At 41.4% G+C, this 19,299-nt stretch carries 18 protein-coding genes; 7 read left to right on the forward strand and 11 right to left on the reverse strand.

Annotation, left to right across the window (positions count from 1 at the left end; all coding sequences use genetic code 11):
* Positions 1–26 precede the first annotated feature (26 nt).
* From atpH to JKG64_RS14385, 7 genes are all read right to left on the reverse strand, one after another.
* Positions 27–572 carry an ATP synthase F1 subunit delta gene (gene atpH, locus JKG64_RS14355; RefSeq protein ID WP_021069050.1) on the reverse strand — a complete coding sequence of 182 codons (546 nt, stop codon included), beginning with the start codon at positions 570–572 and terminating at the stop codon, positions 27–29.
* A gap of 46 nt (positions 573–618) precedes the next feature.
* A complete protein-coding gene (locus JKG64_RS14360; protein ID WP_210355016.1) occupies positions 619–1,119 on the reverse strand; it encodes a F0F1 ATP synthase subunit B in 501 nt (166 codons plus the stop codon).
* A gap of 100 nt (positions 1,120–1,219) precedes the next feature.
* A complete protein-coding gene (atpE, locus tag JKG64_RS14365; protein WP_079645055.1) occupies positions 1,220–1,408 on the reverse strand; it encodes an ATP synthase F0 subunit C in 189 nt (62 codons plus the stop codon).
* A gap of 36 nt (positions 1,409–1,444) precedes the next feature.
* Positions 1,445–2,521, reverse strand: a complete 1,077-nt coding sequence (gene atpB, locus JKG64_RS14370; protein ID WP_133582617.1) for a F0F1 ATP synthase subunit A — start codon at positions 2,519–2,521, stop codon at positions 1,445–1,447.
* 86 nt (positions 2,522–2,607) lie between these two features.
* Complete coding sequence (locus JKG64_RS14375; RefSeq protein ID WP_210355017.1) at positions 2,608–3,015, reverse strand: hypothetical protein; 408 nt, start codon at positions 3,013–3,015, stop codon at positions 2,608–2,610.
* 109 nt (positions 3,016–3,124) lie between these two features.
* Complete coding sequence (locus tag JKG64_RS14380) at positions 3,125–3,352, reverse strand: AtpZ/AtpI family protein (protein WP_210355018.1); 228 nt, start codon at positions 3,350–3,352, stop codon at positions 3,125–3,127.
* Positions 3,353–3,427: 75 nt separating this feature from the next.
* The gene (locus tag JKG64_RS14385) at positions 3,428–5,659 is read right to left on the reverse strand and encodes a helix-turn-helix domain-containing protein (RefSeq protein WP_210355019.1); all 2,232 of its coding nucleotides are present in this window, start codon (positions 5,657–5,659) and stop codon (positions 3,428–3,430) included.
* A gap of 594 nt (positions 5,660–6,253) precedes the next feature.
* Here JKG64_RS14385 and JKG64_RS14390 point away from each other — a divergent pair.
* The 5 genes from JKG64_RS14390 to JKG64_RS14410 all read left to right on the forward strand — a co-directional run bounded on the left by JKG64_RS14390 (position 6,254) and on the right by JKG64_RS14410 (position 12,363).
* A complete protein-coding gene (locus JKG64_RS14390) occupies positions 6,254–6,754 on the forward strand; it encodes a cupin domain-containing protein (RefSeq protein WP_210355020.1) in 501 nt (166 codons plus the stop codon).
* A 77-nt stretch (positions 6,755–6,831) separates the two neighbouring features.
* Entirely contained in the window at positions 6,832–7,617 is a 786-nt protein-coding gene (locus JKG64_RS14395) for a DUF3575 domain-containing protein (RefSeq protein ID WP_210355021.1), read from the forward strand.
* An 89-nt stretch (positions 7,618–7,706) separates the two neighbouring features.
* Positions 7,707–9,560: a DNA topoisomerase IV subunit B gene (locus tag JKG64_RS14400; RefSeq protein ID WP_210355022.1), complete on the forward strand. Its 1,854-nt coding sequence runs from the start codon at positions 7,707–7,709 to the stop codon at positions 9,558–9,560.
* 70 nt (positions 9,561–9,630) lie between these two features.
* Positions 9,631–10,476 (forward strand): formyltetrahydrofolate deformylase, encoded by an 846-nt coding sequence (gene purU, locus JKG64_RS14405; protein ID WP_210355023.1) that lies wholly within the window; start codon positions 9,631–9,633, stop codon positions 10,474–10,476.
* 108 nt (positions 10,477–10,584) lie between these two features.
* The gene (locus tag JKG64_RS14410; RefSeq protein ID WP_210355024.1) at positions 10,585–12,363 is read left to right on the forward strand and encodes a hypothetical protein; all 1,779 of its coding nucleotides are present in this window, start codon (positions 10,585–10,587) and stop codon (positions 12,361–12,363) included.
* A gap of 40 nt (positions 12,364–12,403) precedes the next feature.
* Here JKG64_RS14410 and JKG64_RS14415 read toward each other — a convergent pair whose 3' ends face one another.
* The 3 genes from JKG64_RS14415 to JKG64_RS14425 form a co-directional block, all read right to left on the reverse strand.
* Entirely contained in the window at positions 12,404–13,303 is a 900-nt protein-coding gene (locus JKG64_RS14415; RefSeq protein ID WP_210355025.1) for a class I SAM-dependent methyltransferase, read from the reverse strand.
* Between the two features lie 91 nt (positions 13,304–13,394).
* Complete coding sequence (locus JKG64_RS14420) at positions 13,395–14,150, reverse strand: ABC transporter ATP-binding protein (RefSeq protein ID WP_133582626.1); 756 nt, start codon at positions 14,148–14,150, stop codon at positions 13,395–13,397.
* A gap of 11 nt (positions 14,151–14,161) precedes the next feature.
* The gene (locus JKG64_RS14425) at positions 14,162–14,896 is read right to left on the reverse strand and encodes an MlaE family ABC transporter permease (protein ID WP_133582627.1); all 735 of its coding nucleotides are present in this window, start codon (positions 14,894–14,896) and stop codon (positions 14,162–14,164) included.
* 216 nt (positions 14,897–15,112) lie between these two features.
* Between JKG64_RS14425 and JKG64_RS14430 the strand changes: the two genes are divergently transcribed.
* Together JKG64_RS14430 and ispG are read left to right on the forward strand one after the other, a co-directional pair.
* A complete protein-coding gene (locus tag JKG64_RS14430; protein WP_210355026.1) occupies positions 15,113–16,021 on the forward strand; it encodes a LiaI-LiaF-like domain-containing protein in 909 nt (302 codons plus the stop codon).
* Positions 16,022–16,050: 29 nt separating this feature from the next.
* The gene (gene ispG / locus JKG64_RS14435) at positions 16,051–18,057 is read left to right on the forward strand and encodes a (E)-4-hydroxy-3-methylbut-2-enyl-diphosphate synthase (protein WP_210355027.1); all 2,007 of its coding nucleotides are present in this window, start codon (positions 16,051–16,053) and stop codon (positions 18,055–18,057) included.
* Here the strand turns inward: ispG and JKG64_RS14440 are convergent.
* Complete coding sequence (locus JKG64_RS14440; RefSeq protein ID WP_210355028.1) at positions 18,017–19,270, reverse strand: MFS transporter; 1,254 nt, start codon at positions 19,268–19,270, stop codon at positions 18,017–18,019. The genes ispG and JKG64_RS14440 overlap by 41 nt on opposite strands.
* Between the last annotated feature and the right edge of the window lie 29 nt (positions 19,271–19,299).

Consider the following 19,299-nt stretch of genomic DNA (forward strand, 5'->3'; position numbering starts at 1 on the left):
ATTACTTTATCGATTTCGTGCAAGGATTAAACACCTTGCGTTACGAAATGTCTTTCTAGTTTATTTAATTTGCCAGCGATGGTCGCATCAACTTGTCTGTCGCCTACCTTAACCACAAATCCACCGATTAATGTAGGATCTACTTTATTGACTAAGATAACCTCCGCATTGATCTGTTGACCAATGGCAGTTTTCAACGCTTGGATATTGGCCTCCGACAATGCAGACGCAGAAAGTACTTCTGCTTTAACAATACCATTCAACTCGTTGTACTCGCGGATGAATTCTAATGCTGTAGCATAAATCAATTCACCACGTCCTTTGCGGATCATAATCCCAAAGAAAGTCATGATCTCAGGTCTTACTTTACCGTTGAAAAGAGCCACTAAAATTTTCTCTTTCTTATCTGTTTTAATAATAGGATTATTTAAAACAGCCTGCAATTCTGAACTCGATTTTATTACGGCAACAATCTGCTCTATATCGGCTTTAACCGCCTCTACATGACCTTGCTCTTTTGCCAAATCCAATAAAGATTTAGCATATCTAGAAGCAACTTTGAATACTGACATGTTTAAAAATTTAAAAATTTAAAAATTACAATCAAGCAGAACCCGATTAATTCAATTTAACGTCTTTCAACAAGTCAGAAACTAATGCCTCTTGTTTACCTTGGTCCTCAAACTCTTTCGCCAATACTTTGCGAGCGATATCTAAAGACAAAGAAGAAACTTGGTTCTTAACCTCTGCCAAAGCTTTTAACTTCTGATCTTCAATTTCACGCTTCGCGTTTTCAATCAACTTAGCTCCTTCTGTCTGTGCTGACTCTTTTGCTTCAGCAACAATCTTATCTTTCAATGTTTTTGCTTCCTGAAGAATAGCATCACGCTCCACACGAGCATCTTTTAATAATTGCTCATTCTCATTGGTCAAGCGTGCCATTTCCAATTTAGCCTTTTCTGCAGAAGCTAAAGCATCGGTGATACCTTGCTCACGCTCATCTAATGCACTGATGATAGGCTTCCAAGCAAATTTACCCAATAAAAATACGACGATTACCAATACAATTAGTAACCAGAAAAATAAACCGAAGGAAAAATCGTGAATTAATGCTTCCATTATATATGTTTAATGTTTTGTTGTTCTTGTTTTTTGTTAAGTAACATCATTTGCAACCAACCGTTGCAAATGATGTCCTGTACTTTGTGTCAGCTTGGGCTTATTTACCTAAGATTAGGGCAGCAAGTGCCAAACCTTCAACTAATGCACCAATGATGATCATCGCAGTCTGAATTTTAGAAGCTGCTTCTGGTTGACGAGCGATAGCTTCCATAGCTGAACCACCGATTTTACCTAAGCCTAAACCTCCACCGATTACGATTAAACCTGCTCCAATTAAGTTGTACATAATAATTATTTTATAAAATTTAACAAAAAATTCTGATTAATGATGCTCTGGGTGCTCCTCTACAGCCATACCGATAAACAATGAAGATAACATTGTAAAAATAAAGGCTTGAAGGAATGAAACCAATAGCTTTAAAACAAAGATGATTAGTGTAAGCAACATCGAGATACCGATACTACCACCTAATGTCAATTGACTCTGGAACAAATAGATGACGGCGATAAAACCCATGATCACAAAGTGACCCGCTGTCATATTTGCAAACAAACGAAGCATCAACGAGAAAGGCTTTGTGAAAATACCCAGTAACTCGATAGGCGCTAACAAAATTTTGAATGGAACAGGAACACCCGGCATCCAAAAAATATGCTTCCAATAAGCTTTATTTGCTTTGATATTTGTAATCAAGAAAGTAACAATAGCTAAACCAAATGTAACGGTGATATTTCCTGTCACGTTAAAACCAATAGGTGTAAGTCCCATCAAGTTTAACAAGAAAATCAAAAAGAATACCGACAATAAATAAGGCATGAATTCTTTATAACGGTGACCGATATTTGGACGAGCCATTTCATCACGTACGTAGATAATCAACGGCTCTAATATACGACCGATACCTGTAGGAAGGTTATTGACACCTTTTTTGTACGTTTTAGCTAAACTCAAAAATGCCCAGAACATTAATATCGTAGCGATAATTAATCCAGCGACATTTTTTGTAATGGAAAAATCCCAAGGCTTAGCATTTGTAGGGTGCTGTTTCTCATCATAAGTGATGGTACCTGCAGCATCTGTATTATAAATCTTTCCATGGTACAATTTGTAAAATTGACCGTCTTTTTCTACTACCGCATCTCCATGATGGAATTCAGCAGAAGAGAATACTTTCAAACCATTATCAATCAAAATAACCGGCAAAGCAAAACCGTAATGTTTGCCTGATGCCTTATGACTGAACAAGGAGAAGTAATAATCATCTTTGACGTGATGTTGGGAATAAGCCGTTATTTCCTCCGGCGTAGAAATTTCAGAAGACTGAGCTCGAACTGTGAACGGACTAACTGTAAAGAAGATTACTGTAAAAAGCAAAATTGCTCTCTTAAGACTCACCATTTTAGACTACTATATGAATAATGAAAAATTTTGGGCAAAAATACAACTTTATTTGTCATATAATGCCATTTGATAGAAACTTTTTGTTATTTTTTTTCAACAGTGCTATCTTCCTGATTCAAAGCCTGAAAGGCGACGAAAACATCGAAAAATAAAAAGAGAAAAAACACAGATAAAAAGTTATACTCTATAAAATCGTTTTCAAAGACACCCAGCCCCTTCCGGACATAGATATATCCTGCAATAACTTTGATAGTCATGATACCCAAAAAGACAAAACCTAAGTTTTTAGGCATCGCCCAATTGGTCAACATAATCAATACTAGAGCAAGCAAAGACCCCACCCCACCAAAGGTATACAGGCCTAACAAACTGTACTCTGAACGGGACCAATAATCTCCCAGATCCATACCCTTCAATATAAGGTAATGTGCAAAAAAAGCCGTCACTGCAAACACCAGCAACATTAAAATATTCTTGATATAGTTATTCATTCATCATTTGTTTGTATTCAAAGGAATTATTCATTAGCCTTAACTTCATAATGCTGCTCATAGACAGCTCTGTGATTAACAGATTGGCTCATGATTTCACTTCACCTCCCTATTCGCCCCTACTAATTCTATTGGCCTGACGAATAAACTGATACAAAGACGCCAACACGCCCAACATTGTAAATCCTTTGGCCCACCATCCACCTTCGAAGTCAAATCGTACATCGATCCAATCGCCTACAAAATAACACAAATAGATCGTCGCCGCCATTTGAAAAGGCATCGAAGTGAATACAATCCACTTATTAATCTTTTTGGGTGCTTTTTCTTCCTTCAAACAACTAGAGATTGGGATGCAAACTTAGATAAAAAGCTTTGTATTTACGCCATATCTGCCTAAATAATTCATTTATCAGGCTTTAACATCTTGATTCGCGGCTTCCGTTTCCAAAACTTTCTGTCCTATTTTAATTTCGGGATAACCGTAAGCATCTCCAAGAATCATTTTGATCTCAGACGAGGACTTCCCTTCATTTTCCTTCAGTACGGTTAGAATACGATTTAACTTTTCTATGGAAATTAAATCTTCAGCATCAATTTCTACCCCTACATAATGGATCAGATGCCCATAGATTGTTCCTTCAACCATCCCTCTCTTTTCTGCAATCTGCGCGATATCAAAACCATCTAAATACATTTCTAGTGTAACCTGTTTGGTATCCAACTCTTTTCCATCCCCATCATCCGCTGTTTTGACAGATTCATCTTTTACCACGCCAGCCCCCAGCACAAGTCCCTCTAAGCCTTCTTCTTTGGTCAGCGCAGTAGCGATCGTAAGACAGTGCTTCAGCACCTCATGCTTGCGTTTAAAGTCTAAAAGCAATGCTTTTAGCTCCTCTATATATTTCTTGGTACGCTTCCGCACTTTCCATGCTTCAATATGCTCTGCCGTAGCCTTCAACAGCTCGGTCTCCATACGAGGCAGAAACCATTGGACAGCAGACTCCGTACGGTCGCATATCTTTTGATAATCCACATCCTCCGGATTAGCAAGCATACCATAAAGCTGTGTTACAAACTTATGAGCGACAGCTTCTTGCTGCTTTACTGCGGTCATTATCCCTAATACAAAAGCATCGACCCCTGGTTTGTTATCAATATTACGGCTGACCAAGGAATCCGCTAGCTCCTGAACGGACTCTGAAAGTGTGGTCCACCGAAAACTCTGCAGTAAAATCTGGCCTAAAAATACACGTTGACACTGCACCAGTACCTTATCCATCTCTTCATCTGACAAAAGTTGCTTCATAAAACCGACGACCTGATAATCCGTACGTATCGAATGTGATGCAATCTTAGAGCGCAAGACCAACCCCTCCAATCCAGTCAGACGACTCAGCGCAACATAGACCTGTCCGGAAGCAAATGAAGTACCGGCATCAATTATAGCCTTATCAAAAGTTAATCCCTGGCTCTTGTGTATCGTAATCGCCCAGGCAAGGCGTAAGGGATATTGCGAAAATGTGCCCAGCACCTCTTCCTCAATCTTATCTTCGCCTTTATTGTATTTGTATTTAATGTTTTCCCAGGTTTCACGTTTCACCTGCACATCTTCACTACCATCTTTAAAGCTGACAACAATCTGATGCTTATCCAGCAGTAATTCTTTGACGGTACCGATCTTACCATTAAAATATTTACGATCTTCCCCCACATCATTTTTGATAAACATCACCTGTGCCCCTTCTTTGAGCGCTAAGGTTTCTTCTGTCGGGTAGGCTCCTTGCTGAAAATCATCCTTCACAATAGCTTTGATATTATGCATACGGCCGGAGAGTTTCATTAACTCCTCCTGGTTGATCTGCTCCGCAAGCCGGTTGTGTGAGGTCAATGTAATATATTGGTCCTCTCCTTCGGGCACAAATCCCTCCTGATAATGACCATTCAACAGCGCTAAGTCTTCGGCAGTACATTCATTATTCCGGATGTTATTAAGCACATTGATAAAGCCCGTATCCTGCTGCCGGTATATCTGCTGTAACTCAAGCTTAACCAATGCACTGCTGCGTAATACCTTGGCATCGAAAAAAAACATACTGGAATAATGCTCCCGCAACACTTGCCATTCCGCATCTTTCACCACAGGCGGAAGCTGATAGAGATCCCCTATAAAAAGTACCTGTACCCCTCCAAAAGGACGCATATCGCGACGTACGGATTTCAGGATAACATCGATTGCATCTAATGTATCCGCACGCACCATGGATACCTCATCAATAACTAATAGCTCCAGTTCCTGCAAAATAGCGCGCCGTTGCTTCGTCAATTTTATCGTGCTAAAGAGACGACTTTTATTATAGATATTATGGTCCTGCTCATCCCATTTAAGCGCATAATCTTCTATGAAAACGCCAAAAGGAAGCCAAAACAAAGCATGTAACGTCGTTCCTCCGGCATTCATCGCCGCTACCCCTGTCGGAGCGGTTATAGCCATTTTTTTATAGCAATTGTCCCGAATATAACGGAGAAATGTTGTTTTTCCGGTTCCCGCCTTGCCTGTAAGGAATAGGTTTTGATTCGTTTGATTAACAAAGGCTACTGCTTTTTTGAAAATTTTGTTTTCGTTATCGTATTGTTGCGTCATGATATCTTACAAAAGTAAGCGTTTTGTAATGAAGTTAGTCAAGGAAGGTTTTTTTTGTCCTCGCACGGACAGGGCCTTCATTGTTTTTCATATTTCATCTGTTTTATAAGGTATTCAAGAGCCACTTCGTGGGTTTGCTTGACCAAAAAAAACGAAGCAAAAAAGTCAAGGCTTGGATACTGTTACGCTAAAAACAGTTCAAAGCCCGTAAAGGATTTGAGCCGTTCCACTTCGCTATACTTCTTAAATCCTTTCTTATCGGACTTCTCCTATTTTCTTAACGCTACAGTATCCTAGACCGTTTTTCATCGCGATCAATAGAACTCGATGCGCTGCTTTTATTGACAATTCCTTACACTTTAGCCAAATGTCGCCTTAGCGGATCGGCAATAGCAGGAACGTTGATCCGTTGTGCCGATACGGTACAGCGACTAGGCTTGGACACTTGGCCGATACCAAGTGTCATGCCCGTCCGACATAGAGGACAAAAAAAACCTTCCTTTTGATAGAACAATGTTAAAATTTAAAAAAACATTATCTTTATGTAATTTCACTTATAAATATTATCTTAACCCGTAGAAACACATAACGACTATGACGTATATAGACAAGACTGAATTATTCAATCAGATTGAAAAAAAGATTACGGATGCAGGTTTTAAAATCGACAACATTGACCAAAACAGACCCTGGGGAGGCTTCTTTGTTATTGACGAAGCACAGGCTCAGCAGTTCGCCAATCAATACTTTGAAGGTCTAGACATCAAAGACTTAAAGATTTCAGGCAAATTAAGCCCAAAAATACTAGTCGTTGCTCCTTCCAAGCGTCTTTCATGGCAGTACCATCACCGTCGGGCAGAGATATGGAGAGTTATTCGTGGCGAAGTCGGTGTAGTCACCAGTCTTGATGACAACGAACATGAGCTAAAAATTCTTAAAGAGGGAGAATATATCCGTCTAGCACAAGGCGAACGTCATCGTCTAGTCGGTCTTGGCGAATATGGGGTCATAGCTGAAATATGGCAACATACCGATATCGAAAGCCCTTCTGACGAAGATGACATCGTTCGCGTTCAGGATGATTTCGGACGATAAGACATTGTCGCTCTCAAGTGCATAGCGGTGAAACCACAAAGCCTCAACCCTATTGATATAGATAACGGAATAAACTAATGTTTCGACACTTGCTTTTCAAATCCATCTTTCTAGGGATATTGGTTATTGGGGTTTCACCAGCTGTAGCACAAAAGTATTGTAAATGGGGGCAAAAAGAAACGGATCATCTCCTGAAGACCAACCTCTTGAATCTCCCGTTTAAATCGTTCAATCTCGAATATGAACGTCCATTTAGATCCAATATTTCTCTGGGAATAAACATATCCTTTACCCCAAATCGTGATTTACCTTTTAAAAATTCGCTAACGAAAAGCATAGAGGATGAGGCCCCCAAAAGAAGCCTGGAAGAACTTCGCTTCAGTCAATTCTCCATTGTGCCACAAATGCGATTTTACTTTGGTGACCGGGATGTCTTCACCCGTTTCTATGCCTCGCCTTACCTCAAGTACACCCGCTATAACACGAATACAACACTGTATTATCAATATGAATTCATGGATAGCGGTATTATCGAAAGAGCATCCATTCCAATCTCAGGCAACCTTAATACCCTTAGTGCCGGTGTCGCTGTCGGGTTGCAGTTCCAATTACTAAAGTCACTGTATATGGATTGGAAAATAATAGGTAGCCATTACGGCATTGTCTTTGGAAAAGGGGGTGGAACATCCGATGTACCACTCACAAAAGAAATCCAGCAAGACATCAAAAAATCGCTTCAGAAGCTAGATGACATTCCCATCTACTCTTTTGCACATACTGTAGACGAAACCAGTGTCACTATAAAACCCAAGGGCTTAAACATCGGCATAACCTCCGCTATATCGGTAGGCTATAGATTTTAACAGCACTAATATTCACGAACATTCAATTATGTATTGGTGAATCCAAAGCATTTTATCTAAGTTTGTATATACTTCATATTTTACGGTACATGACTACATATAACGAAGATAGCATACGATCCCTCGACTGGAAAGAACATATCAGACTACGTCCTGGTATGTATATTGGTAAGCTTGGGGACGGCTCTGCCTATGACGATGGCATTTATGTTTTATTAAAAGAAGTTGTCGACAACTCGATTGATGAGTTTGTGATGGGCGCTGGAAAAACGATAGATATCACGGTCAATGAGAACAAAGTGTCTGTACGTGATTACGGTCGCGGAATTCCAATCGGTTCGGTCGTGGATGTCGTTTCTAAAATCAATACAGGGGGTAAATACGACAGTAAGGCTTTCCAAAAATCCGTTGGTCTGAATGGTGTAGGTACCAAAGCTGTCAATGCACTTTCGGCAAACTTTACCGTTCAATCCTATCGCCAAGGCGCAACACGTATCGCACAATTCAGCAAAGGAGAGCTGATTGACGACGAACAAAAAGAAACTACACAACGGAACGGAACAGCTGTTACATTCTATCCGGACGACAGCATATTCAAACACTATAAATATAGAGTTGAATTCGTTGAGAATATGATATGGAACTATGTGTTCCTTAACTCAGGACTTACCATCAACTTCAACGGTCAGAAATTCCTTTCTGAAAATGGATTAAAAGACCTGCTGGAGCGGAATGTTGACATGGAGGGTATGCGCTATCCGATCATTCATCTAAAAGGTGAAGATATAGAAATAGCCATGACACATGGACAACAGTATGGTGAGGAATACTACTCCTTCGTCAATGGGCAGCATACGACCCAAGGAGGTACGCATCAAGCGGCCTTCCGTGAGGCATTGGTAAAGACCATACGTGAGTTTTATAAAAAAGAATTTGACGCTTCAGATATCCGAGCATCTATAATCGGAGCGATTGCGATAAAAGTACAAGAACCCGTCTTCGAGTCTCAGACCAAGACCAAATTAGGTTCACAAAGTGTAGGCCCGGAAGGACCGACAGTACGTACGTTCATCAATGATTTCGTGAAGAAAGCTTTGGATGATTACCTCCATAAGGATTCGGCCACTGCAGATGCCCTGTTAAAGCGTATCATGCAATCGGAACGGGAGCGTAAAGATATTGCGGGAATCAAGAAACTCGCCAACGAGCGGGCAAAAAAAGCATCGGTACACAACCGGAAGCTACGTGACTGTAAATTACACTTCGGCGATAAGAGTGAAAGAAACCTAGAAACGACTCTTTTCATCACGGAGGGGGACTCGGCATCTGGATCGATCACCAAATCAAGAGATGTACAGACCCAAGCGGTATTCAGTCTCAAAGGAAAACCTTTGAATAGCTATGGTCTGACTAAGAAGATTGTGTATGAGAATGAAGAATTCAACCTGCTGCAACACGCCTTGAATATCGAAGACGGTATAGAGGGCCTTCGTTATAACAACATTGTTATCGCAACGGATGCCGATGTCGATGGTATGCACATTCGCCTATTGTTAATGACGTTTTTCCTACAGTTTTTCCCAGATTTGGTGAAAGCTGGGCATGTCTCTATTTTACAGACGCCATTATTCCGTGTCCGAAATAAAAAAGAAACCATCTATTGTTACTCGGACGAAGAGCGTCAACGCGCTATTTCTAAATTAGGAAACAAGCCAGAAATCACACGATTTAAGGGACTTGGTGAGATATCCCCTTCCGAATTCGGATTATTCATAGGTGAAGATATGCGCTTGGAACCTGTAATCTTATCTAAAGACAATAGGCTACAGCAATTGCTTGAGTACTATATGGGTAAAAACACACCAGACAGACAACGACATATTGTGGACAACCTCCGTATAGAGGTAGACCTTGAAGCCGAGCTCGCCCAAAAGGCTGGCTAAGCAAAAATACCCCTACATACATCGCACGCGCTGTATGTAGGGATTCAATCAAACCTAAACCTAACCTATCATGTACAATCAAACGCTTATACTCATACAGTGTAAAGATGCTGTTGGTCTCGTATCAGGTATCTCAAATAGTATCGCTAAACACCAGCTGAATATCATCACGATGCGCGAGTATGTAGACGAAGAGCACAACAAATTTTTCGTTCGTGTCGTCTGCTCTGGCCAACTTCCATCTACAGCATCCCTACTAGAAGACCTACGACAAGCACTACCAGAGCATGCGGATATACAGATCAATCCGACGAATAGGAAAAAGTTAGTGGTTTTAGTCACCAAAGAGCACCATTGTTTGGCGGACATCCTGACACGCCATTACTTCGACACACTACAGGGTGAAGTGCAGGCCGTCATAGGAAATTACGATACGCTCAAAGAATTTACCGAGAAATTTGACATCCCTTTTCACTATATATCACACGAAAACAAGGACAAAAAAGACTTTGAACAAGAAATAACAGATAGCATAGACCACTATGCTCCAGACTATATCATACTCGCAAAATTCATGCGCATCCTATCGCCAAATTTTGTACAGCATTTTGAGCGTCGCCTTATCAATATACACCATTCCTTTCTCCCGGCATTCATCGGAGCAAATCCCTACCGGCAGGCACACGACCGTGGCGTAAAAATCATCGGAGCCACCGCGCATTTTGTCACAGACGACCTGGATGAAGGTCCTATTATTGTACAGAACACCAAATCTGTCGACCATAGCTATGACCTAAACCGCATGAAAACCGCTGGAAAAGAGATTGAAAAGGCTGTCTTGACACGCGCTATACAGCTCATCATGGAGGACCGGGTAATCTTGAATGGCAATAAAACTATAGTCTTCAAATCCTAGCAACAAAGACGAAAAAGCGCCAAAAGTGACTAGAAACACCTTTTTAAATGGTGTTCAACATTTTTTATTCCATAAATTTTGTGGCTATTTGCATATCAAAATTTCGCAATGGAACACACTTTTCATCTCCCTGTACTTGGTCTAGCTTTCTCCATAGATAGCCCGCTCAAAGTCGCTCAGTTTGGTATCGCATCGGTCATGTCTATTGTTGATGACGAACTAGTCGAACGTATGCGGGATTACTATTCAAAACAACACAATCTACCCTACATCCCTATCAGTCCGAAAGCGAAAGACAGCCGTTCAAAAAGAATAACGGCCTACCTTGACCTGGTACAGGACATTGTGAAACAGCAAGTGAATACATTACGCAATTCGGATCTCGACGGAAGCACTGATTTACAAAAGTATTTCAACCTGCTACCGGAATCCGCTAACCTCAAGAAAACCTACAACACTTATCGGTTGGAAAAAGACGCTGATAAAAAAGCAAACCTCAAAGCAACATTGATGATGGGTATCAGTCCAGGGGAGATCAATGTCAATATCATGTCCAAAGTCGACAAAATCAACACCGATGCTTCTGGCAATAGATTGGACCATATGTATTCGGATGCGAATGCGGCTTTACGAGGCTTTGCACAGAGCAATCTGCAGGGCGGCTTAGTACTATCGGCCGGTATGAATCCCAGACTATACAGCTACCTTGGTGAGCTCCCCCAATTTATGCCCAATAAGCATGGAGAGTTCCAAAAGCGTGTTATACTAAAAGTATCCGACTATCGCTCAGCTCTGATACAAGCCAAGTTCCTTGCCAAAAAAGGAATATGGGTCTCTGAGTTCAGAGTAGAGTCTGGTCTCAACTGTGGGGGGCATGCATTTGCTACAGATGGTTTCTTATTAGGCCCCATATTAGACGAATTTAAGAAGAACAAAGGCTTCTTACAGCAAGAGCTCTATTCTCTTTACACCGATAGTCTTAACACTAAGGGCTACAGCATAGACCGCTGTCCAGCATTGTCTATTACCGCCCAAGGTGGGATAGGCACAGCAGCAGAGCATGATTTTTTATTAAATTACTATGGCTTAAAATCTACTGGCTGGGGATCTCCTTTTCTATTGGTACCAGAGGCGACTACCGTAGACGAGCAGACATTAAAAGCGCTGGCTTCGGCACAGAAAGAAGACTTCTATGTCAGTGGTGCCTCCCCTCTAGGAGTACCATTCAATAATTTCAAAAAAAGCAGTGCTGAACTAAACCGACTGCAACGTATACACAAAGGGCGTCCAGGCGCTCCATGCACAAAAAAATATTTAATATCCAATGCCGAGTACTCTGATGAACCCATCTGTACAGCATCCCGTATCTACCAATATACCAAATTGAAAGAACTGGAACTTTTCGACGCTGAGAGTGCCGATTACCAGAAAAAACTAGAAGCAATTACCGAGAAAACATGCCTTTGTGAAGGGCTAGCCACTTCAGCTTACCTAAAGTATGATATTTTACAAAGCAGGGAAGACGACGCTGTAGCGATTTGCCCCGGGCCCAATACCGCGTATTTCAATTCGGTATATAGCCTACAGGATATGGTAGACCATATTTATGGACGCAAAGACCTACTAATCCATTCTGATAGACCATCCTTATTCATCAACGAACTACATTTGTATATCGAGCATCTGGAACAATATCTTCAGGACAACGAACTACAGATGGATGAGAAGAAAGAAAAATTTGTCTACAAATTCAAGGAAGAATTACTACGCGGTATTACTTACTACGAAGGTATAGCGCTTCAGCTCTATCCAATAGATAAGGATGTACAACGTCAAGAATTCTTAAACGATCTGAGGGACGGACTGATACGTATTACAGCACTGTAAAAACAAAAGAGGCCATTTTTTAAAAACGGCCTCTTTTGTTTTATTTTAGTTTTCTAAATTTACCAAACACACCGAGAGGCAGCTTAGGCCCCGCAGTAGCCTGCAAATAGAGCTCCCCAATTTCCAAATTCTCAACCTGTGGAAAAGAGGTACGGATTAGGTTTTCTACAATAACGGAAGAAAAACCCAACGAATAGGTATTCAAAATCAAGAAGTGCTCCTGTGGATCTAAAAGCTTCACCACATCTTGCATCATTTCCATGATATGATCTTCCAACTTCCACTTTTCGCCTTTTGGACCATGCCCATAAGCTGGTGGATCCAGGATAATACCATTATAGGTATTACCACGTTTTAACTCGCGTTTTACAAATTTCAGCGCATCCTCTACGACCCAACGGATATCCGATAGGTTAGAGAGCTCTTGATTTTCATTGGCCCAAGTGACGACCTGTTTGATGGAATCAACGTGGGTGGTATCGGCTCCCGCTGCTTTTGCAATCAGCGAAGCTCCTCCTGTATAGGCAAAAAGGTTCAACACCTTTGGATTAGCTATCTTAAATGACTTAACACTTTCCGAAATATAATCCCAATTGACTGCTTGTTCAGGAAATATACCGACATGCTTGAACGAGGTTAGCCCCAACCGGAACTTGATGGCGGCATCCTTATTTTTATAACTGATATGCCACCTGTCTGCAGTTTTGGCACTTTTCTTCAACCATTCTCCACTGGTAGCCGAGCGCCCCTTAAACTTGATGTGGTACCTTTTCTCCCACTCCGCATCGCCCAAAGCCTTAGGCCATACGGCTTGTGGTTCAGGCCGGATTAAAATCAAATCACCAAAACGCTCTAATTTTTCAAAATCACCGCAATCAATCAACTCGTAATCCTTCCAATGCTGTGGTGTTAATAACTGTATGTGTGTGGTTGTAGACAAAATACTAATATTTAAATTTGGGCAAAAATAAACAAAACTTTCATAATCCACTAGCTGACGATCAACGACAACTCAGAAATGATAAGTCCACTTATTTTATAACCTGTCTCGCTGCCTTCATCAGTGGACTGGCAAATACAAAATCATTAAGTTCCTTGGTGTCTGAATTCAACATATCCTGGTTTGAGCCTTCCCAAAACTTCTGTCCTTTATGTAGGAAAAGAATATACTCTCCTATCCCCATCACTGAGTTCATATCATGCGTAACAATTATCGTTGTACAGGAATATTCTTGGGTAAGGTCTTGAATAAGTTCATCGATCAAAATAGAAGTAGCCGGATCCAATCCCGAGTTAGGCTCGTCACAGAACAGGTATTTGGGGCTCATACTGATTGCGCGAGCGATACCGACACGTTTCTTCATCCCTCCAGACAACTCGGCCGGATACAACTTATTCTTTCCAGCTAAATTGACACGTTCAAGGCAAAAGTTGGCACGATCGACCTTCTCAGACCGGGACATATCCGAAAACATATCCAGTGTAAATATGATATTCTGCTCCACAGTCATGGAATCAAAAAGTGCAGAATTCTGGAAAAGCATACCTATCTCCTTACGAATAGGGATCTTCTCTTCAAAGTCCATATGGGTAAACTCTTTCTTATCAAAAAAAACTTTACCTTGCTCGGGTTGGTGCAATCCTACGATACATTTCAATAATGTACTCTTACCAGACCCAGAGCCTCCAATGATCAGACTCACCTTGCCGGGTTCGAAAATAGCATCTATTCCGCTCAACACCACATTGCTACCAAAGGCTTTATGGATATTTTGTATTTCAATCATATAAAGTACGCTTATAACATTAATGCCGTGATGATATAATCACTAGCCAGAATAGATATACAGCCGATTACAACGGCTTTAGTTCCGGCCTGCCCCACCTCGAGCGCTCCACCTCGTACATGAAATCCTTTATGTGCAGGTACTGTTGTAATAATAAAGCCGTAGAAAAAAGCCTTCACCATCGCTACCACAATAGTAAAACCTCTAAATTCGCTTTGAATCCCCATGATATACTCATTCGGAGTAACGGCACCTGTAAGTGCACCACCTAAAAGACCTCCAACTATAGCGCAGAAAATAGCTATGGTCACTAGAACAGGAACCATAATAACTCCAGCAATTAATTTAGGCAAGATCAAGTAACCTGCCGCATTAATCCCCATTATCTCTAACGCGTCAATCTGTTCGGTGACCCGCATAGAACCTATCTGTGAAGAAATAGAGGAACCGACCTTTCCCATAAGTACTAGGGCAGAAATGGTGGGGCCCAACTCCAAAATATTGGAGTCCCTATTGATCTGACCAATGACCGAACTCGGAATCAAATCTGAGACAAGCTGAAACGCAATCTGCATGGTCATTACCGCACCAATGAAAGTAGAGATAATAACGATAAGCCCAACCGAGCCTACTCCTATCTCATTCATCTCGTGCAAGGTCTCTCGCCAATAAATCTTCCACTTTTCTGGTCGCTTAAAGACCTTCTTCAGTAAAAGAACGTATTCTCCAAAATGATAAAAAAACATATGTCGCTATCTACTATTTATGCTAAAATACATATTAATAGTAAAAAAGTTCATTTCTTTTTATAGGTTTTATGATAGTGTCTCCTCTATTCACCGATGAAACCTTTTAATTCACCGAATTTTCCAATTCGATAACCTTATTATATACGTAAAGTTGGAAATAGCACTGTACATTTGTAGCAGATAAGAAAGTTTAGTACTATATTTATTCGCAATATGAAAGGAAAGATTTCGACAGGCATTTGGTTTATATTTTTTGGCGTTATAGCGTTGCTCCATAATTTTGATATCATAAATTTCAACTTTTGGGCGCTTATCCCCTACTGGCCGTTGCTTATTATCGCTATTGGAGCGAACCTCATTTTTCAGAACCGGGCCCATGGTGTTTTAATATTGAGTGCCATCAATATCTGTCTTTGTATATTTCTAGGTTATAAAGGTATGACCTCTACGGAGCGTTTTAATTTTGGAGGCCCTATCAACTATAGCACATCGGATGACACTCTGGGCACTGCACCGTTAGTGGAGATTCCTTTTGCCACAGGAACGGAGCAAGCCAGTTTAGAATTTAATGTCGGAGCCTCGACGATTACACTAGACAGTGTGCCCTCTACGCAATTACTCAAAGCCTCTACGCCCAATGCGAATGTAGGTCTAAAACTGGAGAATACAGGGGATAGTCTATTGCCGCATCTTGATCTGACCTCGGTGATAAAACACAATAATAATCAACAGAACAAAATACAATTGGCCTTACACGCCTCTCCTCTTTGGAATTTAACCATCAATATGGGGGCATCTAAGTTTGTTGCCGATTTCAGTAAGCACAAAATCGAATACTTGGAAATCAATGCCGGTGCAGCATCTCTGGATATGACATTCGGAATGCCACAAACACAGGAATCGACCTTAGAAATAAATACTGCTGCTTCGAACTGTACGATAAATGTTCCAAAAGATGCCGCCTGTAAATTAGAAATGGAAAGTATACTTACCTCCAAAAAATTTGACGGTTTTCATAAAAAAGAGGATGCACAGCAGACAGACAATTACGATACCGCAGAAAAAAAATATATTATCAAAATCACAGGAGCCGCTAATTCTCTAAAGATAAATAGATATTAACCCCGCAAATACCTAACTTTGCAGCTAAGATGGAGGCAAACACGAAGTTGATATTACCAGGCGGTTATTGTAATTCGAAACTCGAATATTCAAGGTTTAAGACAAGAGAAGTAAAAATAGGCGACATTCCAATGGGTGGGGACAACCCCATCCGTATACAGAGTATGACGACCATCGACACGATGGATACGATAGGCTCTGTAGAACAGACCATCCGCATGGTAGATGCAGGCTGTGAATATGTACGTATTACAGCTCCTAGTATCAAAGAGGCCGAGAATCTGGCGAATATCAAACGGGAGCTTCGTGCCCGTGGATATCAGGTTCCTTTGGTGGCAGACATACACTTTACGCCAAACGCAGCTGAAGTGGCGGCCCGTATCGTCGAAAAGGTAAGGGTAAACCCAGGCAACTACGCTGACAAAAAGAAATTTGATCAAATTGATTATACAGACAGCGCCTATCAGGCTGAACTGGAGAGAATACATAAAAAATTCGCCCCGTTGGTCCGTATCTGCAAAGAATACGGCACAGCAATGCGTATAGGGACCAATCATGGTTCGCTCTCTGACCGTATCATGAGCCGTTATGGCGATACACCTGAAGGAATGGTCGAGTCGGCGATGGAGTTTATCCGTATATGTGAAGACCTCGATTATTATAATCTGGTCGTATCTATGAAATCCTCCAATCCTCAAGTCATGGTACAAGCCTACCGGATGCTCGTAGAGCGTATGGTCGCTGAAAACATGAACTATCCGTTGCACCTTGGTGTAACGGAAGCCGGAGACGGTGAAGATGGCCGGATTAAATCTGCCGTAGGTATAGGAACACTACTAGAAGATGGATTAGGAGATACGGTTCGTGTTTCCTTGACGGAAGAACCAGAGAAGGAAGCTCCAGTGGCTATTGCTTTGGTAAACCGCTATTCAAAAAGGCAATTATTAACGAAAACCCAAGAAGAACGCGCTATTCTAACATTATCTCCTCCAAAAGAAACAACGGCTTATCATTCTCAAGAAGTGAACACCTTTGTAGGAGGATCGTTGGTGCCGCGGGTGATCGTTGACATTTCCAACAAAAACTTAAAAGACCCTTTTATCCTGTCGGAAGTAGGTTACCGCTATGACGTACTGAATGACAAGTATCATATGGGAGATCAATCGGTAGATTTTGTCTACTTAGCGGATCAGTTGCCGTCATTCAACATGCCGGGCAACCTCAAACAACTGTATAATTATACGACTTGGTTAGAGCTATCGAATAGATCCAATATACATCCGTTGTTTACACTCGCGGAGTTTAACCATGCGACGACTAAAGATCCGGTATTAAACCTGGTCCGTATATCGAATACGCAACTACAGTCGGAAGAATTTGACAACCTGCAACTGGACAAAAGTATTGTCTTTTTATTGGAGACTGAATTAGTTCATGGAATGGCAGATCAACGTCAATTTTTCGCCAATCTACAAGAGATTGGAATAGATGTCCCTGTTATTATACGCCGGAGCTATCCAATCGAGGACTTCTCCGCCCCTATGGGCAACGATATGGATCCGGAAGAGCCTATCTCCAAATTGCAATTGTACGCAGCGACAGACCTAGGTGCATTGCTCATCGATGGTCTTGGTTCTGGAATATGGATTGACTCTCCAGCTACTCCTACCGATAAGCTATCCTCGATTTCCTTTGGTATATTACAAGCCACTCGATCCCGAATCTCTAAAACCGAATACATATCCTGCCCTAGCTGTGGCCGTACCCTGTTTGATCTACAGGAGACTACGCAAATGATCCGTAGCAGAACAAATCACCTCAAAGGACTCAAAATAGGCATTATGGGCTGTATCGTAAACGGTCCAGGTGAAATGGCTGATGCCGATTATGGTTATGTAGGTGCTGGACCGGACAAGATTACACTGTACCGGGGTAAAGAGGTCGTCAAAAAGAATGTTAGCTCAGCAAACGCGCTGGACGAGCTGATTGATATTATCAAGAACGACGGGCTCTGGATAGAGGAAGGGGAAATTTAAACAGCCGTCGGTGTATATGCTGTCGTAGATAGGTATAAAAACCTAATGCGATCACTACGCCGATACTTCCCATTACATAGAGGGTGTGTTTAATACCTATTCCTTCAGCTACGGCGCCAATAATAAGACTTCCGATTGGAAATATTCCCTGGAATGCCATAACATAGTAAGACATGATCCGAGCTCTATAGGCAGGCATTGCATGGGTCTGTATATAGGTATTGATACTGGAGTTTTGCATCATCATCGCAAAAGAGACCGCCACTGTAAAGAGCAGTGCGGACAGCAAGTAATGTGCATAGGCCAATAGCAATAGGGAAATTCCCATTATCAGCGCAGAAAACAGTACACGATAGCGTAGGTTTTCTCCTGACTTTAAACGGGCCATATTAATGGCACCAATCATCGCTCCCAATCCTGCGGCACTCTCAAACCAAGAAAATGTACGCTCATCCCCATTAAATAAATCTTTGGCCACAGCAGGTAACAACGAAGTATAAGGAATCACAAAAAGACTGGAACAGGCCATGATAACAATCAAGGAGGCAATATGTGGAGAACGTCTTAGGTAATCAAATCCATCCTTCATCCCCTGCCAATTAGAAAACTGCTTCGTTTTTGTGACTTGTAGCTCATTCACTTTCATCTGCGACAAGGTAAAGAGTACGGGGATAAAGCTCAAAAAATTAATAAAAAAACAGACTAACTCGCCGTAGGTGCTTAAAAGAAATCCACCAATAGCAGGACCGACCATCCGTGCAGCGTTAAACACGGATGAATTGAGAGCTATCGCATTGGGCAGATCCTTTTTATTATCCACCAAGGATACCAATAGGGCCTGGCGGGATACCACATCAAAGGCATTAATGACCCCTTGCGCAAAACCAAGGACACAGAGCCAATATACAGATACCCAACCGGAATACACGGCCAAGGTCAATATCGCAGCTTGTATCATCAGGAGTACTTGCGTGATGACAACAAGCTTATATTTAGAACGTCCGTCTACAAAACTTCCAATAAAAGGAGAAAATAGTAACGAAGGAGACAGGGAAACAAAAGATACAAACCCCAACCAAAAAACAGAATCAGTAAGTTTATAAACCAACCAGCTAATAGCGATACGCTGCATCCAGGTTCCGAGAAGCGAGATGGACTGTCCAATGGTGTGTAGCCTAAAATTGGGGTAATGAAGCGACCTGAAAATATCCATATAGGCAATATACTTAAATAGATGGACCG

Origin of the sequence: Sphingobacterium tabacisoli, assembly GCF_017908035.1 — a bacterium.
Lineage (GTDB): Bacteria > Bacteroidota > Bacteroidia > Sphingobacteriales > Sphingobacteriaceae > Sphingobacterium > Sphingobacterium tabacisoli.

Bases quoted from the DNA above. Each gene is read 5' to 3' on its own strand.
- atpH (WP_021069050.1), bottom strand. From the start codon at position 572: ATGTCAGTATTCAAAGTTGCTTCTAGATATGCTAAATCTTTATTGGAT.
- JKG64_RS14360 (WP_210355016.1), bottom strand. From the start codon at position 1,119: ATGGAAGCATTAATTCACGATTTTTCCTTCGGTTTATTTTTCTGGTTA.
- atpE (WP_079645055.1), bottom strand. From the start codon at position 1,408: ATGTACAACTTAATTGGAGCAGGTTTAATCGTAATCGGTGGAGGTTTA.
- atpB (WP_133582617.1), bottom strand. From the start codon at position 2,521: ATGGTGAGTCTTAAGAGAGCAATTTTGCTTTTTACAGTAATCTTCTTT.
- JKG64_RS14375 (WP_210355017.1), bottom strand. From the start codon at position 3,015: ATGAATAACTATATCAAGAATATTTTAATGTTGCTGGTGTTTGCAGTG.
- JKG64_RS14385 (WP_210355019.1), bottom strand. From the start codon at position 5,659: ATGACGCAACAATACGATAACGAAAACAAAATTTTCAAAAAAGCAGTA.
- JKG64_RS14390 (WP_210355020.1), top strand. From the start codon at position 6,254: ATGACGTATATAGACAAGACTGAATTATTCAATCAGATTGAAAAAAAG.
- JKG64_RS14395 (WP_210355021.1), top strand. From the start codon at position 6,832: ATGTTTCGACACTTGCTTTTCAAATCCATCTTTCTAGGGATATTGGTT.
- JKG64_RS14400 (WP_210355022.1), top strand. From the start codon at position 7,707: ATGACTACATATAACGAAGATAGCATACGATCCCTCGACTGGAAAGAA.
- purU (WP_210355023.1), top strand. From the start codon at position 9,631: ATGTACAATCAAACGCTTATACTCATACAGTGTAAAGATGCTGTTGGT.
- JKG64_RS14410 (WP_210355024.1), top strand. From the start codon at position 10,585: ATGGAACACACTTTTCATCTCCCTGTACTTGGTCTAGCTTTCTCCATA.
- JKG64_RS14420 (WP_133582626.1), bottom strand. From the start codon at position 14,150: ATGATTGAAATACAAAATATCCATAAAGCCTTTGGTAGCAATGTGGTG.
- JKG64_RS14425 (WP_133582627.1), bottom strand. From the start codon at position 14,896: ATGTTTTTTTATCATTTTGGAGAATACGTTCTTTTACTGAAGAAGGTC.
- JKG64_RS14430 (WP_210355026.1), top strand. From the start codon at position 15,113: ATGAAAGGAAAGATTTCGACAGGCATTTGGTTTATATTTTTTGGCGTT.
- ispG (WP_210355027.1), top strand. From the start codon at position 16,051: ATGGAGGCAAACACGAAGTTGATATTACCAGGCGGTTATTGTAATTCG.
- JKG64_RS14440 (WP_210355028.1), bottom strand. From the start codon at position 19,270: ATGGATATTTTCAGGTCGCTTCATTACCCCAATTTTAGGCTACACACC.